Below are 15,588 nucleotides of genomic sequence, written 5' to 3'. Positions count from 1 at the left end.
TGTAACGAGTACTATTGTGCTACCTTACGCCAGCGATGCTATCACATTCACGCTCGGAACCTACCACGGAGATCCCGTGGTTGCCGCGGTGTCGGATACCAGTATGGTTAATGCGGCGGCTTCTTCCATGTTAGCGTGGTTGCTTTTCAAGGGGGATACAGGGCTGTACACTGGTATATCCGGGGGCACTTCTGAGGAGGGGCACATCGGAGATGTTATGGTGCCACAGTGGATGATCCACTATCAGGAGAACTACTGGTGTAACCAAACATCTGCTGGCGAGAATGCCTGCCCCCCATGGTTCGAACCTGCCTATCCGGCATATGGGGCAATGCAAATAGCACCAAGTTCTATGCCGGGTGGGAAGTCTCAATACTGGTTTGGGGCAAGTCCCGCCTTACTGGCCGCCGCAGAAAAAGTGAGCGCGAGCAAGCTTGCATCGTGTAGCGAAGGTGTGTGCTTGACAAAGCCGGTGAATTTGGTTGTAGGGGGTCGCGCGGGTTCGTCCCAGACTTTCCTAGACAATGCCGAGTTTCGTGAGTACTTGGATAAGGACTTGGGACTTACATTCATCGAGATGGAAGGTAGCGCGTTTCTACATGTGTGTGAACTATTACACAAACAGTGCGCTGTTGTCCGTGCCAATTCTGACTTAGCCGGGGGTGGTAATCCCGATGACAAACTGTCTGACGGTAGCAATCCAATTGGTGTGTTTTGGGGTATTGCGGCCAAGAATGCTGGCTTGGTAACTTTGGGGATTGTAGACAATTACGACCCCGCGGATACTAAGTTTAGCAAATTCCAGCCGAACCCGGAACCCACACCGAAACCGACTGTTGTGACGCTAGTGGCAACGCCGGTTGCGGAGAGTGGTGGTATGCAGATCCCAGACGTCGTCAAGGACAAGTTCAATGTGGCCGCTGTGCTCATCGGTCCGCATGACGACGGGGGCTGGAGCCAGGCGCACTACGAAGGACTGCAATATGTCGAGCAGAATGTCCCCAATGTTCATATCGCCTATGTGGAAAACATCCCTGAAGGCGCTGAATCGGAACAGGTCTTCCGCAGCCTCTCCCGCAAGGGCTTCAACCTGATCCTGGGCACATCCTTCGGCTTCATGGACCCGATGGAAGTCGTGGCCGGCGAGTTCCCCAACATCATGTACATCCACCTGACCGGCATCAAGTCCAACCAGACGAACTTCGGCAACTTGATGGGAGCGATGGAGGACATGAAGTATCTGGCCGGTATGTTGGCCGGCGCCCGCGCCAAGCAGGACGGTAATCCGAAGCTGGGCTATATGGCAACCTTCCCCATCCCCGAAGAGATCCGCCTGGGCAACGCCATCGCCTTGGGCATGAAGAAGACCTGCCCTGAATGTACGATGGATGTGCGCTGGATAAATACCTGGCACGACCCGATTATCGAAAAGGAAGCAGCCGCTTCTTTGTTTGACGCGGGCGCGCAGGTGGTCTTCACGGGCGCGGATACGCCCGCCGTGGCCGATGTGGCGCAGGCAAAGGGTAAATGGGGTGTTACTTACGACTGGGTCGGTTCTTGCAAGGTGGAGAGGTGCCTTACCGCGCCGTACTGGGTTTGGGGTCCGATTTACGCCAAGATTACCCAAGGAGTCATCGACGGTAACTACAAGCCGGGCTGGGACTACTTTGATGCCGACACTGGCGCCCTGGGGCTATTCGGTTTTATGGCTGGTCAGGAACTCACTATGGGTATGAAAGACCTGCCCCCCGAGGTGCTTCAGGAAGTAAGCGACCTCCTGGCCAAGATGTTGAAGGGGGAGTTCACCCGTTTTGATGTGTTTACCGGCCCCATCAACGACAACAAGGGCAATGTTGTGGTGCCGGTGGGCGAGAGACTGGAGCAGGTAGATTTGGACGCTTTCCCTGAATACGGTTTGGACTGCAAATACTGTATGAAGTGGTGGGCTGAAGGCATAACTGCGGAGCTACCGCAGTAGTTTGTGTTAGACCCCCCCGTAAAGGAATCAAGGTATTTTACTTGAGCCAATACGGGGGCGTTTTTGTTTTTAGAGACTTTTAGTTATATCCCCAAAGAGTAGTTGTTTAATAGGTTTTTTACATACCAAAGGGGAGCTATGGTTGCGAGTATTGTTGCTATAAAGTAAAGTCCAACAAGAACAGTTATTAAAATCTTTCTTTTTTTACTCCAAGTGGAAACTGTCCATACCCTAGCCACGCCAAGGGGAGGAAAAAGAACAAGCCACATAATAACATTTTTATTAGGTTCCATTTTTTAATAATACTACAAATTCTAGTCTTTTTTTATTGACAAATAAAAAGCGGTGGAATATAATGAATAGGTATTCAAGTATTATTTAGTTTATACGCTAAAGAAAGGCGGTGAAAAACAATGTCCAATTTTGATAAAACAGGTCCGCAAGGTATGGGACCTACAACAGGAAAAGGTTTTGGGATGTGCGGTTTGGGTTGGCGCAGAGGGTTTGGAGCTGGGCGAGGTTTGGGGAGGTATTTTGGTTGGGATAAGCCTCAAACTAAAGAAGAAAAGCTAAAAGATTTTTCCGACTATAAAAAAGCTTTGGAAGAAGAGCTTGAGGATGTTAAAAAAGAGGAGAAGGAATTAAGCGCCAGTGAGTAAGCGTCAATTGTGAAAAATATGACCAGACATAAAATACCCCGCTGTGTGCGGTTTAAGCCGAATGTTTTTTATTTTAAACCTCAAGGCATACCTCTGCGATTGCTTGATGAGGTTTTGCTATTGCCCGATGAGCTTGAAGCGTTAAAGCTGTATGAGGTTGATGGGTTAGACCAAACAGAGTCTGCCAAAAAAATGAAGATTTCCCAGCCCACATTTGCCAGAATTTTGGACAGTGCCTGTAAAAAGGTTGCCAACGCTTTAATTTTCGGCAAGGCAATCCGTCTTCAACTTGCGCAATCTTAAGCAAAAGTTAAGAAATAGAGGTATACTATTAAGCTATGAAAATACTCGTTGTGGAAGATGAAGTTAAACTAGCAAACGCCATCAAACGAGCTTTGGAACTTCAAAGATATGCTGTGGATTTAGCTTACGACGGCGAAACGGGGCTGGATTTGGCAATTGGTGAAAGTTTTGACCTTATTATTCTTGATTTAATGCTTCCAAAAATAAACGGTCTTGAGATTTGTCAAAAAATTAGAAAAGAAGGAATAGCTACTCCTATTTTAATTCTTACCGCCAAGGGTCAGATTTCCGATAAAGTTTCGGGGCTTGATGTTGGCTCCGATGATTATATGGTTAAGCCGTTTTCATTTGAAGAATTATTTGCCCGCATCTGCGCTCTCGTCCGTCGGTCCTCAAATGTGGTTGAGACTATACTGCAAGTTAAAGATTTAACAATGGACCCCGCAACCTTTAAGGTACAAAGAGGCGGTAAATTAATCACACTATCCCCCAAAGAATTTTCTATCCTTGAATATCTTATAAAGCATAAAAACAAAGTTGTTACAAAAGAGCAGATAGTAACTCAAGTATGGAATTATGATTCTGATGTTTTGCCAAACACGGTTGAAGTTCATATAAAACATTTACGGGATAAAATAGATGTTCCTTTTAATTCGTCATTAATCCGAACTGTTCGCGGATTTGGTTATGAAATAAGGGAGGAAGAAAAATGAGTATGTTTCAGACAACTCGTCTTAAATTAACCGCTTGGTATCTTATTATCATAATGTTTGTTAGTGCGTTTTTTAGTTTGGCAATTTTCGGCAATGTTTCCCGCCAAATTGAAAATTTAATTCGTCTGCACAATAACCGAATAAGAAGTTTACCTCGTCCCCCGAGCAATTTTGGGTTTGGTGTGGAGGAATTGCAAGAACAAAGACGGCAACTTGCCAATACTTTGCTTTTAATAAATTTGGGTATTCTCACCGTTTCTGGCGGAGCGGGGTATTTTTTGGCAGGCAGAACTCTTCGCCCCATAAAACTTATGATTGACGAGCAGAATCAATTTATTTCCGACGCCTCCCACGAACTCCGAACGCCCATCGCCACTCTTAGAGCGGAAATGGAAGGAAAACTTTTGGAAAAACGAATATCCGAAAAGCAAGCAAGAAAACTTATTTCAAGCAATCTTGAAGAATTGGGGGCATTGCAAAACCTCTCGAACAGTCTGCTAAAAATTGCTCGAGTACACACAATTAATAATGGCAAAAACATAGAAAACATTTCTTTGCGCGAGATTATTAAAAGTGTGTGTAATAAAATGTCTCCCTTGGCAAAGAAAAAGAATATTGAGATTGTTACAAAAGTGTCGTCAGCTTTTGTTAAAGGGGGCAGGGACGAACTTACGGAAGTATTTGTGATTTTGCTAGATAACGCAATAAAATATAGTTACGAGAATTCAAAAATAACCATTGTTTCCGAAAATTCTGACCACAAAGTCAAAATCGCCCTTTCTGACCAAGGAGCAGGAATATCAAAAGAAGATTTGCCTCATATATTTGAAAGATTCTTTAGAGCGGATAAATCCCGTTCGCTTGTTGAGGGGTATGGTTTAGGTCTTTCTATTGCTAAAAAAATTGTTTTGGATTATAAAGGTTCCATTAATGTTACCAGTGAAATCGGCAAAGGTTCCACTTTTGAGGTTTCGCTTCCTCTTGCCCGTTTGTAATATTCTGCCCTTAAGCAAGAATTAAGATTTTGTTATTAAACTTCATTAATATGAAAAAATTGGGGGCTATAAAAAACTATCTATTTAAAGTTTCTATCAAAAAGAAGTTTATATTTTTGGTTATTATTATAGTCCTTGCTATTTTAATTAGGCATACGATTGTTAATTCTCAAAGCAAAGAGACAACTTACGAGACCGCAATTGCCACGAAAGGTTCTTTAATTACCGCAATTTCCGCTTCCGGTTCCATAACCGCGGGAAACAGTACCAATGTAACCACAAAAGTATCGGGAGTGGTAAAAAAAGTTTATGTGACTAACGGTGATACTGTAAAGAAAGGGCAAAAAATTGCCGATGTGGAGCTTGACGATTACGCGAAGGAACGAGAAACTATCGCGTGGGTGAACTATCTTGACGCGTTGGAAGCGGTAAAAACAGCCGAAAAAAGCAAAGTTGACGCTAAAATACAATTGCTAACTGACCAACAGGCAATTCTTGACGCGGATGACGCGGTTGCCCACCAAAAAAATGACGAGGAGTTGGATTATTCGGAATACGAAAAGGCGGTTTTTGACGAGACTTTAACACAAGCTAAAAAAGCGGTTGAAGTTTCTGAATTAAAATATAAAAACGCTGACGCGGAGATTTGGGCGGCTTATGCCAAATCAACATCCAAATTACGAGATTATCAAGAAAACTCCTCAACTATTTTAGCGCCCTCTGCCGGAGTAATAAGCGATGTAACGCTTTCTTCCGGCTCTGTTATATCCGCCAATTCCACCACCAGCAACACCAGCGGGGCGACAATTGTTTCTGCCCAAACAATTGGAAAAATAAGTAACCCTAATGGACAGCTTATTGCCTCGGTAAATTTGCCTGAAATGGATATCATTAATATAAAAGCTAATCAAAAAGCCCTTCTTACTTTGGATGCTTTTCCCGATAAATCTTTTACAGGAAAAGTGCTGGCGGTAAACACCAGTGGGAGTATAAGCTCGGGAGTTACCTCTTACCCGGTTACGATTTTGCTTGACCCAACATCTCTGGATATATATCCTAATATGTCAGTTAATGTGGAGATAATTACCCGTATTAAAAACGAGGTAATCTTGGTTCCCACCGTGTCCATTACAACCGTTGGAGGCGCATCCACCATACAAGTTAAAAAGGATAATATTTTTACCACGGTTCAAGTTGAAGTGGGGGAGTCAAACGACTATCAAACCGAAATAATATCTGGAATTAACGAAGGAGATGAAGTAGTAACAGCTGTGATAACAGCAGGGGATAATAATCAAACGAACAATACTCCTTCTCCATTTAGCGGATTTGGAGGAACTGGCGGCAGGTCCCCGCGAGGTTTTTAATACTATGAAAACCCCACTTATTAAAATTTCTCATTTAACAAAGGTGTACAAAACGGGAGATTTGGAAAATGTTGTTTTGTCCAATATCTCTTTAACAATTTACAAAGGCGAATTTGTGGCGATTATGGGGCCTTCGGGTTCTGGAAAATCTACTTTAATGCATATTTTAGGCGCGCTGGATTTGCCCACAAGCGGAACATACACTCTTGATGGCAAAGATGTGGGAAAACTTTCGGATGATGAATTGGCAGATATAAGAAACCGCAAAATCGGGTTTGTTTTTCAGGCTTATAACCTTCTTCCGAGAACTTCCGCTTTGGATAATGTAATGATTCCTATGGAATACGCGGGTGTTTCTGAAGAGACGCAAATGAGCAAAGCAAAGAGTTTGTTGGAATTGGTGGGGCTTGCCGATCGGTTGGATTATCCGCCAAATAAACTTTCAGGCGGGCAAGCGGGCGGTTCAGTCTCAAATTCAGTCTATCGGCTCAAATTTGCTAACGGTTTCGCCCGGTTCCCGCTCGTCTGGAATTGTTCGCGGAGCGGCGGGAGGGGCAACAACTTTAACTAATGAAGACGCGCAAGCTATAAAAAGTTCGTCGCAAGTAACTACCATAAAAAGCGTGTCTCCTGAGTATTCCGGTCGCGCGCAAGTAACCGCGGGACGAAACAATACTAATACGCAAATTATTGGCGTTGAACCAATTTACGCGGAAGTTAGAAAAATAACTCTTATCTCGGGAAGTTTTATAACCGCTCAAAATATTTTAGTACTTTCAAAAGTGGCAGTTTTAGGACCAACTGTGGCGAAGGATTTGTTTGGCGCGGGGGTTGACACGGTGGGACAAAGTATTAGGATTTCTGGAAAAACATTTCAAGTTATTGGTATAACTAAATCAAAAGGAGGGTCGGGAATGCAAAATCAGGATGTGGCAAACGCCGATTTTAGAATTATGTCGCAGGCGGATATTTTAGAAACGGCATCGGCAGTTACTGGAACTTTTACCAGTATGCTTTCTGGAATTGCGGCAATTTCTTTGCTGGTGGGCGGGATTGGAATTATGAATATTATGCTTATGTCCGTTACGGAAAGAACAAGGGAAATAGGGTTAAGAAAGGCGTTGGGAGCAAAGAAAAAAGTTATTATACTTCAATTTCTTACCGAATCTATTATTTTAACTTTTAGTGGCGGGATAATTGGGGTGATTATTGGTGTTGTTGGGTTTTATATTTACTCCAAAATTAACAGTTCCATTTTTGCGGTTTCGGCAAACTCTGTTTTGCTTGCCTTTGCCGTATCGGCAGGGATTGGAGTGTTGTTTGGTTGGTACCCCGCTCGTAAAGCCGCTAACTTACAGCCTATAGAGGCATTGCGTTATGAGTAATATTTTTTGAGGGGGTGATAGATTTATGGCAAAAAACAATGTGATAATTACAATTTTGGCAATCGTACTTGTTGGGGGTTTGGGTTTTTATGCAGGTTCACAGTACCAGAAGAGCCAGCGGGGGAATTTAGCTGGGCGGATGAACAGGGAATTTGCTCCTCAACAAGGAGGAACAGCTAGGCAAGGAAACACTGCAATGTCTCGTCCCGTCAGTGGGGAGATAACTAGTATGGATAATGAGAGTGTGACTGTAAAAATGCAAGACGGTAGCAGTAAACTTATTATAATTTCCGATTCTACCAAGATAAACAAAATGTCTGAGGGAACAAAGTCCGATTTAGTAAACGGGATACAAGTAACTGCTTTGGGGGAGCAAAATTCTGATGGGAGCATAACTGCGCAAAGTGTTTCAATAGGCGGGGGAATGTTTCAAGGAATGCCAAGGGGGGATCAGCCTTCTCAAACTCCGAGCGATACCACGGAGCAATAAATATTTTAAATAGGGATAGACTTTTCAATTTCAATTATAATTGGGAATATGACTTGGATATTATTGGCTTGCGGTTCCGTACTTTTCTTTACCTCGCTTAATTTATTGCAGAGGATAGTTGCTGTTGAGAGTAAAAACCCCCGAGCAATGGCGGTAGTGTTTAATTTTATCGCCGCAGTAATTGCTCTTTTAATTTTCTTTACAATGGGTTCTTTCAGAGATTTTACTTTATCTACTTCTCCAAAAGCTTGGTTAGCGCTAGTAGTAGCCTCTTTTTGTTACGCTATGTTTGAGAGGGGACGTTTCGTTGCTTCCAAACTTTTAGACGCTTCTGTTCTAACCACAGTGATGAATATAAGTGTTTTAGTAGCGTTTATCAGTGCTATCTTTCTATATTCCGAACCTTTAACGTCCCACAAATTGTTGGGGGGGATATTAATTATTACAGCGTTGGTTATAGTTTCTCTTAATAACAATAAAACCAAAACCAAAAAATCTTCGGCAAAAGGGGTAGCTATAGCTGTATTAATCAGTATTATGTTGGGGTTGGGGTGGGCTTTGGATAAACTAGGCGCGCAATCTTTTAATGCGGAGACCTACAGCATTTTTATTTGGACTGTTCCAGTTATTTTTATATATTTTCCTCGCGTCAAATTCAGCGCGATTAAATCAGAACTAAAAATTGCGTCGTGGAGAGTTTTTGCGCTTGCGGGGTTAAATGTTGTGGGTTATCTACTGCAACTAAAAGCGCTGGAAACTGCCGAAGCAACAAGAGTAATACCTATTGTCCAGACATCCACGCTTTTCACCGTTCTTATGGGGATACTCTTTCTAAAGGAAAGGCAACACATTTTAAGAAAAATAATTGCTGGTGTAACAGCTATAGCGGGAGTATATTTTTTAATTTGAGGAAAAGTAATTGTCTCTTTTGACGAACGAGGGATAGACCCGATTCGGGTCTATCCCTAATTGACCCTCCTGTTTGACCTTGTTCTAGAAATTCCATATACTCTAAATGAGAGAGCGTAAATTTTATGATTGAAAAAGTACCTACTAAAATTGCGATATTTAAGGGGAAAAAGATTAGAAAAACTATTCATAATAATGAGTGGTGGTTTGTAATTGTGGATATAGTAGCGGTACTAACAGATTCGGTTCAACCAGAGGGGTATATTAAAGATATGCGTCGCAGAGATCCCGAACTTTCTAAAGGGTGGGGGCAAATTGCCACCCCCCTTTCCATCCAAACTGAAGGGGGTTTACAAAAGATGAATTGCTCCACTACCGAAGGAATTTTTAGAATTATTCAATCCATCCCCTCTCCAAAAGCTGAACCATTTAAACGTTGGTTAGCTAAAGTTGGCTATGAAAGGGTGCGAGAGATAGAGAATCCGGAGCTTGCTACCAAACGAACAAGAATGCTTTACAAGTTAAAAGGCTATAGTGAAGATTGGATTGAAAAGAGAATGCGCGGAATTGCTATTCGCGAAGAATTAACAGATGAGTGGCAAAAGCGAGGAGCGAGAAAGCAAATAGAATATGAAATTTTAACCGCGGAGATTTCGCAGGCTACCTTTGGGTTAAAACCTAATGAATATAAAAAACTAAAAGGACTGAAACGGGAGAATTTAAGAGACCATATGGATGATTTTGAACTTATTTTTACCATGCTTGGGGAACGGTCTACAACTGAAATTCATCGCACAGAAGATTCAAAGGGTGTGCCAAAATTAAAAAAGGACGCAGGAAGAGGTGGGGGGATTGCGGGAAACGCCAGAAAAGAACTTGAAAAAGAATTGGGAAGGTCAGTTGTTTCTAAAAAGAACTACCTACCTCGTCTGAAGGGTATTCTTGAAAAACGGGATAACAAGAAATTTCTAACCAGTTTACAGCCGACCTTATGAGGATACTAATTTATTCCTCTTCCTCGGCGACCATAGCTTCCGCTCTGGTTTGGTGAACCGTACCGTCTTTGTGGTTTGCCGGGCTGTATATGGTGTATAACTTAAGGTTTTTGTCTGCAGAAGTATTTATTACATTATGCTCGGTTCCCGCTGGAACTATTACCGCAGACCCATCACTGATTATATGTTCCTCGCCGTTTAGAATAACTTTTCCTTCGCCTTCCTCAATCCTAAAAAATTGATCTACATTGTTATGGACTTCCATTCCAATATCTTCATTTGGTTTAAGACACATTAAAACCAATTGCGAATGAGGCGCGGTAAAAAGCACTTTTCTAAAAAAGCTATTTTCTAAAGTTAATTTTTCAATGTTTTCTACATATCCTGCCATAAATATCACCTCTTTCATAACCTAATAACTCATAGACTAAGGTCTCTCCTTGTACAAGGAGAGACCTTTGGGAAAGAGACTCCCCTCTTAGAGTTTGAGGACATCTCGCAAGAATAGTAACCAAAGCTTTTTCCAAAACCCCGCTTTTTTAGCAAATGGCGGGTTTACCCAACAAGAAAGTATAAGCCATTCCCCGCGTTCATTCTGTTTCGCCACCACTAAAACTTTATAATCCCCAAATCTTCGCCCATACTCAACTGTCCCTGCTTGCTTTCCCTGTTTTGACTCCTCGGGGTACTGAAAAGTTTGCCAAGCCCAATCTTGGGGCAAACCCCGTTGAACGAGTCTTTCTAAAGCGTGGTTTGTCCAAATAACTCCACCATAGTTTCTGTTACCCATATTCTTTTTATAATAACAGATGCTAATTAGGGTTCAAACCCTTTTAGGGTTGAACCCTTTTTGATAGAATGTATTTATGCTGTTTAAAACCCTTTGCGAATATCTTGAAAAATTATCCGAAACACCCAAACGACTTGAAATAACCGCTATCCTCGCCGAACTTTTTAATTCCGTTTCCGTAAACGAAATTTACGAAACCGCTTTTTTGTCGCTTGGAACTTTAGAACCCCCATATCAGAGTTTGCAGTTTAATCTGGCGGAAAAAATGGCTATGCGCGCTTTGTCTTTTGCGTACAACAAAGAAAAAGAGGTCGTTCTAAAAAAATATAAAGAGCTGGGAGACCTTGGAAAAACCGCAGAATTCTTTTCGCAAAACAAAAATGAAGGGGCGTTGTCAATTTTAGACGCGCATAAAAAGCTAAAACAAATCGCTTTAGATGAGGGAGAAGGTTCCCAAGAAAGAAAAATACAGCAGTTGTCCTCTTTAATAAAAAATATGGACGGTTTAGGCGCTAAATACGCAATTAAAATAGTTCTTGGAACAATGCGGCTTGGGTTTTCGGAAATTACTCTAATAGAAGCGTTGTCGTGGATGGAAAAAGAGGATAAGTCTCTTAAAAAGCAAATTGAAGAAAAATACAGAATCTACCCAAATATTGGTTTTATAGCAAAAAAGTTAAAAGAAGAAGGAATTGGTGGAATTAGAAACATAAACATAGAAACCGGGGTGCCAATTCTTTCCGCCCGTTGCCAGCGAGTTGATACGGCAGAGGATATTATAAAAAGGCATAAAATATCCGCTATAGAAAACAAATATGATGGCACAAGAGTTCAAATACATCTGGACAGAACTAGAACATTGTTCACTTTGGGCGGCGATTCTTTACTAAAAGAGGAAACTCCTTTTGTTAAAACTTTTACGAGAAATTTGGAAGAAACTACTCCTATGTTTCCCGATGTAACTTCCGCCGTTTTAAACAATGTTAATGCGCAAACTGCTATATTAGATTGCGAGGCTATTGGAATGAGCCCCAAAACAGGGGAGTTTGTTTCTTTTCAAATAACCATTAAAAGAAAAAGAAAACATAATGTAAAAGCTATGGCAGAAGAGATTCCTCTGAAACTTATTGTTTTTGATATTTTATTTTATAACGGAGAATCGCTAATACACACTTCTTTTAAGAATAGGCGAGAAATCTTAAAGAAAATAATTCACGAGGACGGTAAAATCATCGTTGCCCCCGAGACAATTGTGGATACCGCGGATAAACTTATGGAAGTTTTTAACAGAGCTATAGAAAAGGGTCTTGAGGGGATTGTAGCCAAAGATTTAAACGCTTCTTATACCGTTGGTTCAAGAGGGTATGCGTGGATTAAATTTAAAAGAGAAGAAACAGGGGGATTGGAAGATACATTAGAACCTATCGTTCTTGGGTATTATAAAGGAGCGGGACAGCGCGCAAAATTTGGTGTGGGGGCTTTTTTGGTGGGGGCGCTGGACGAAAAGTCCGACACATTTAAAACCATAGCCAAAATTGGTACTGGTTTAACCGACGAGCAGTGGGGGGAATTAAAAGCTCGTTGCGATAAAATAAAGGTTTTGGAAAAACCAAAGGAGTATATTGTCCCAAAAGAGCTTTTTTGCGATGTATGGTGCGAGCCTAAAATTTTAACTTCTATAAGAGCGGATGAAATAACCGTAAGCCCAATTCACACAGCGGGGTACGCTTTGCGGTTTCCGAGACTTATTGCTTTTAGAGATGACATTGCAACCAAAGACGCCACCACCGTTCAAGAATTAAAAAACTTGTACAAACTTTGGAAGAAGTAACAATAAAACCATATAACCATTCTTTTTTATCTTAAAACATACCTTGCCGATTTTGTTTTTCCAACCTTTTTTATGATCTTATTTTTCAACAATTCCTGCAAATCTCTTAAAATTGTGTCGTCGCTGTAATCTGAAAATATTTTCTTCCACTTGCTGTTATTTATGAATCCAAAATCCTGAATGTAATTTACAATCTTTTCCTGCCTTTCGCTTAACGCTACCTGTCCAACAACATCCTTTAGTTTCGCGTCTTTGGACAATTTCAAAACCTTGTTTTTAATTCTATTAAGTTCAATGGCAAGGGTTTTGCTAAAATATGTTAGCCACTCTGTTAAATCCCCGTTATTTTCTTGAACGCTTGCCAAATGGTTATAGTAATCCATCGGGTTTTGGTCAAAATGTTCGTCCAGCGAAAAAAAACTTTTAATGTTGTACCCGTCCAGATACAAAATTAATGTTGAAAGCGCCCGAGCAGTTCGACCATTTTGGTCGTCAAAAGGGTGAATTTTTGTCACCTCATAGTGGACAATTCCCGCCTTTAGAACGGGATGTATCCCTTTTCCTTCTTTGGAAATTAGCCAAGCCAAGAAATTTTCCAATAAAAGCGGTATTTCACCAGCTTTTGGAAATGTTAATACTTTTTCAAAATTTTTTGAACTTATTAAATTGGCGTTTTTAATTCTTATTTTCCCTTGCCTCTCCTCCTTTAATATTTTATGAGAAAGTATTTTATGTATTTTTAAGATTAAATTTAAGTTTATAATATCCGCGGAAGTTTTTTTATTCTTTTTGGATTCCTCAAAAAGTTTTTCTATAAAACGGACAAGTTCTCTATAATTTATTACCTCATAAACATCTCTATCGTGAGCGATAACATCTTCTTCGTAGCCTTCTATTATTTTTTTCACTTCCGGAAATTCCAAAGGATTGCCTTCCAAATGAGTAGAGTAGTGAACAGTTCTTATTTGCGCGTCTTTTACAAAATCCCTTTCCCATGAAGGTATAAGAGGGGAGTTTTCAATAATTTCTTTTGCCGCCTCTACCCGCCCCACATTGTTTAATATGTTGTTAGTTATAGTGTATTTTGGAGAATACATATTAATCTGATAATTGTTTTATTGCCGTATTGTTGTATTGTTATTGAAACCAGAAAACAATAAAGCCATAAAACCATCCCTTCTTCCCATTCTACCATTTCCCGCAAAATTTCCGCAAATTTCCCGCAAGAAAAATAATCCTAAAGATAAAATGTTTTAGCAAGAGCTATTAGGGGTTTGGGGACTAAATCTTTTTCTGCCGAAGTAATTATAGTTTGTTGGTCTTGGCAGATATTTATTATGGTTTCTCTATGTTTCTCATCTAGTTCGCTAAAGATATCGTCTAAAAGAAGAGTGGGGTTGTTGTTCAATTCGTTTCTAATAAACGCAAGTTCGCGCATTTTAAGGGCTATCGCTCCAGTTCTTTGTTCTCCTCGCGAGCCAAAACTTTTTAGGTTTCGGTTCTGTAGCAAAAACTCAAAATCGTCTCGGTGGGGACCTATTAAAGTTACCCCTGCTTGAATATCTTTTAAACGAAAGTCTTGTAGCCGCTCTTTTGAAATAGGGTTTTTTAAATAATTAATTTTAAGGTTTTTGAGACCTAATAATTTAGAAGTGTCGCCCATTTCTCTGTCCACGAAATTAAAAAAAGCATCTCTCGTATTTTGGATATATATTCCATATTCCAGAGTTTTCATATCCCAATAATCCAGTTGAACGGAGGATACGCGAGTGTCCCTAATTTTTTCCAAAATGCGGTTTCGGTTTCTTACCACCTTATCATAAAGAGGTTTAATAACCCGATATTTAGGATCGGTTTGAGACAACACAAAATCCATATATTCGCGCCTTAGAGAAGGGGAGTCGGTAACAAGCTCCAAGCTTTCCGGAGTAAACAAAACGGCGTAAAAATTTCCCAAAAATTTATTTTTTGCTCTTTTTATTTTGTTAACCTCATAAGTTTTTGTGGTTTTATCGGTCTCTTCTACATATACTACAGCGCTGGATAGGCTAACAGCATCCTCTTTTTTATTAACCACTGCGTCTATTCTGCAAAAGCTTTCGTTGTAAGCGATAATGTCTCCATCTAAACTCGCTTTTATAAATGAGCCCGTGGCTAAAAAATATAAAACCTCAAGGACATTTGATTTGCCCGAAGTGTTTGGGCCCAGTATTAAATTAACACCCTTACTGAAGTTAAAGGTAGCCTTTTTGTGATTTCTAAAATTTGTTAGGGTCAGCTCTTTTATAAACATAGTTTTTGGCAAGCAGGGCAGAAATAAGTCCCGCGTCCATTTAGGATTATAAACTCAATTCTAGTTTTGCAGACCGCGCAGTTTTCATTTTGTTTTCCATAAATCTTAAAGTATTTTTGATGTTCCCCATATTTTCCATAAATGTCACTATACATTAAGTCGGATAAGGTTGACCCTTTATGTTTAATAGCATCAGATAAAACTTGCTTAATTTCTGCGAGTAAATGGCTGTATTGTTGTGTTGTTATATTGTTAGTACGGGTTTTGGGATGAATTTTAGCCATAAACAAAGCCTCGTTTGCGTAAATGTTGCCGATTCCGGCAATTATTTGTTGGTCCAATAGCGCGTTTTTTATATTCGTGTTTTTGCTCTTAATCCTTTTCTCAAACTTTATAGCGGTAACTTCCGAAGGATCGGGGCCGTATTTATTTTTAAGTTTCGCAAGTTCTACTTCATCTAAAAGTTTTACATATCCAAACCGCCTCTGGTCCGCAAAAACTATTTTTGATTTGTCTTCAAACTCGCATTTAACTAGATAAGGCGAATCTTTAGCTAATTGTAACCGGCCGGTCATAGCTAAATGTATTGCAATATACTTTTCTTCATCGCCTTTTTTAATTTCAATAACGATTACTTTTGCAATTCTAAAAACATCCCGAACTTTAGAGCCAAGGACATCCTTAATAAATTCTTCGTTTGAAGGATACACCTTGTAATTTTGGTTAATAAAAACAGAAGAGATTTTTTTACCTACCACCTCTTTTTTAAGTTGATTTGTAATTGTAGTTACTTCTGGTAGTTCGGGCATAAAAGAATGTCAAATCTCAAAACGCAAATCTCAAAAGTTACGAAGTAAGTTCGCTTCGCGTAGTCACAACT

The 15,588-nt window shown here is 40.5% G+C and carries 16 protein-coding genes and 1 pseudogene; 11 read left to right on the top strand and 6 right to left on the bottom strand.

Annotation, left to right across the window (positions count from 1 at the left end; all coding sequences use genetic code 11):
* A partial coding sequence (locus tag KJ678_04225) for a BMP family ABC transporter substrate-binding protein (protein MBU1017337.1) occupies window positions 1–1,978 on the top strand: 1,978 nt, incomplete at its 5' end.
* A gap of 83 nt (window positions 1,979–2,061) precedes the next feature.
* Here KJ678_04225 and KJ678_04220 read toward each other — a convergent pair.
* Window positions 2,062–2,271 carry a hypothetical protein gene (locus KJ678_04220; protein ID MBU1017336.1) on the bottom strand — a complete coding sequence of 70 codons (210 nt, stop codon included), beginning with the start codon at window positions 2,269–2,271 and terminating at the stop codon, window positions 2,062–2,064.
* 120 nt (window positions 2,272–2,391) lie between these two features.
* Between KJ678_04220 and KJ678_04215 the strand changes: the two genes are divergently transcribed.
* The 9 genes and pseudogenes from KJ678_04215 (at window position 2,392) to KJ678_04175 (ending at window position 9,794) form a co-directional block, all read left to right on the top strand.
* Window positions 2,392–2,637, top strand: a complete 246-nt coding sequence (locus tag KJ678_04215; GenBank protein MBU1017335.1) for a DUF5320 domain-containing protein — start codon at window positions 2,392–2,394, stop codon at window positions 2,635–2,637.
* Window positions 2,638–2,655: 18 nt separating this feature from the next.
* Window positions 2,656–3,001: pseudogene (locus KJ678_04210) on the top strand (DUF134 domain-containing protein).
* Entirely contained in the window at window positions 2,976–3,653 is a 678-nt protein-coding gene (locus tag KJ678_04205) for a response regulator transcription factor (protein MBU1017334.1), read from the top strand. The pseudogene KJ678_04210 and the gene KJ678_04205 overlap by 26 nt, the downstream one beginning before the upstream one ends.
* Before the next feature lie 2 nt (window positions 3,654–3,655).
* Entirely contained in the window at window positions 3,656–4,648 is a 993-nt protein-coding gene (locus KJ678_04200; protein MBU1017333.1) for a HAMP domain-containing histidine kinase, read from the top strand.
* A gap of 50 nt (window positions 4,649–4,698) precedes the next feature.
* Window positions 4,699–6,015, top strand: coding sequence for an HlyD family efflux transporter periplasmic adaptor subunit (locus KJ678_04195; GenBank protein ID MBU1017332.1), 1,317 nt, complete (start codon window positions 4,699–4,701; stop codon window positions 6,013–6,015).
* 407 nt (window positions 6,016–6,422) lie between these two features.
* Window positions 6,423–7,400, top strand: coding sequence for an ABC transporter permease (locus KJ678_04190; protein ID MBU1017331.1), 978 nt, complete (start codon window positions 6,423–6,425; stop codon window positions 7,398–7,400).
* 25 nt (window positions 7,401–7,425) lie between these two features.
* Complete coding sequence (locus KJ678_04185; GenBank protein MBU1017330.1) at window positions 7,426–7,890, top strand: hypothetical protein; 465 nt, start codon at window positions 7,426–7,428, stop codon at window positions 7,888–7,890.
* A gap of 48 nt (window positions 7,891–7,938) precedes the next feature.
* Window positions 7,939–8,799 (top strand): DMT family transporter, encoded by an 861-nt coding sequence (locus KJ678_04180; GenBank protein MBU1017329.1) that lies wholly within the window; start codon window positions 7,939–7,941, stop codon window positions 8,797–8,799.
* Between the two features lie 125 nt (window positions 8,800–8,924).
* Window positions 8,925–9,794 carry a Bro-N domain-containing protein gene (locus KJ678_04175; protein ID MBU1017328.1) on the top strand — a complete coding sequence of 290 codons (870 nt, stop codon included), beginning with the start codon at window positions 8,925–8,927 and terminating at the stop codon, window positions 9,792–9,794.
* 10 nt (window positions 9,795–9,804) lie between these two features.
* Here KJ678_04175 and KJ678_04170 read toward each other — a convergent pair whose 3' ends face one another.
* Both KJ678_04170 and KJ678_04165 read right to left on the bottom strand, forming a co-directional pair.
* Window positions 9,805–10,185 carry a cupin domain-containing protein gene (locus tag KJ678_04170; GenBank protein MBU1017327.1) on the bottom strand — a complete coding sequence of 127 codons (381 nt, stop codon included), beginning with the start codon at window positions 10,183–10,185 and terminating at the stop codon, window positions 9,805–9,807.
* An 87-nt stretch (window positions 10,186–10,272) separates the two neighbouring features.
* Window positions 10,273–10,584, bottom strand: a complete 312-nt coding sequence (locus tag KJ678_04165; protein ID MBU1017326.1) for a DUF4258 domain-containing protein — start codon at window positions 10,582–10,584, stop codon at window positions 10,273–10,275.
* A gap of 76 nt (window positions 10,585–10,660) precedes the next feature.
* Here KJ678_04165 and KJ678_04160 point away from each other — a divergent pair, with 76 nt between their 5' ends.
* Entirely contained in the window at window positions 10,661–12,415 is a 1,755-nt protein-coding gene (locus tag KJ678_04160) for an ATP-dependent DNA ligase (protein ID MBU1017325.1), read from the top strand.
* Window positions 12,416–12,441: 26 nt separating this feature from the next.
* Here the strand turns inward: KJ678_04160 and KJ678_04155 are convergent, their stop codons facing one another.
* The 3 genes from KJ678_04155 to mutM form a co-directional block, all read right to left on the bottom strand.
* Window positions 12,442–13,512, bottom strand: coding sequence for a Fic family protein (locus tag KJ678_04155; protein ID MBU1017324.1), 1,071 nt, complete (start codon window positions 13,510–13,512; stop codon window positions 12,442–12,444).
* A gap of 140 nt (window positions 13,513–13,652) precedes the next feature.
* On the bottom strand, window positions 13,653–14,708 hold the full coding sequence (gene recF, locus KJ678_04150) for a DNA replication and repair protein RecF (protein MBU1017323.1): 1,056 nt from the start codon (window positions 14,706–14,708) through the stop codon (window positions 13,653–13,655).
* Complete coding sequence (gene mutM, locus KJ678_04145) at window positions 14,699–15,517, bottom strand: bifunctional DNA-formamidopyrimidine glycosylase/DNA-(apurinic or apyrimidinic site) lyase (protein ID MBU1017322.1); 819 nt, start codon at window positions 15,515–15,517, stop codon at window positions 14,699–14,701. Before mutM ends, recF begins: the two co-directional genes overlap by 10 nt.
* Between the last annotated feature and the right edge of the window lie 71 nt (window positions 15,518–15,588).

The sequence above is a fragment of the Patescibacteria group bacterium genome (assembly GCA_018817085.1).
Lineage (GTDB): Bacteria > Patescibacteriota > WWE3 > CG2-30-40-12 > CG2-30-40-12 > CG2-30-40-12.
The sequence above is the reverse complement of the archived record's forward strand: the minus strand, read 5'-3'. Positions and strand labels throughout refer to the sequence as shown.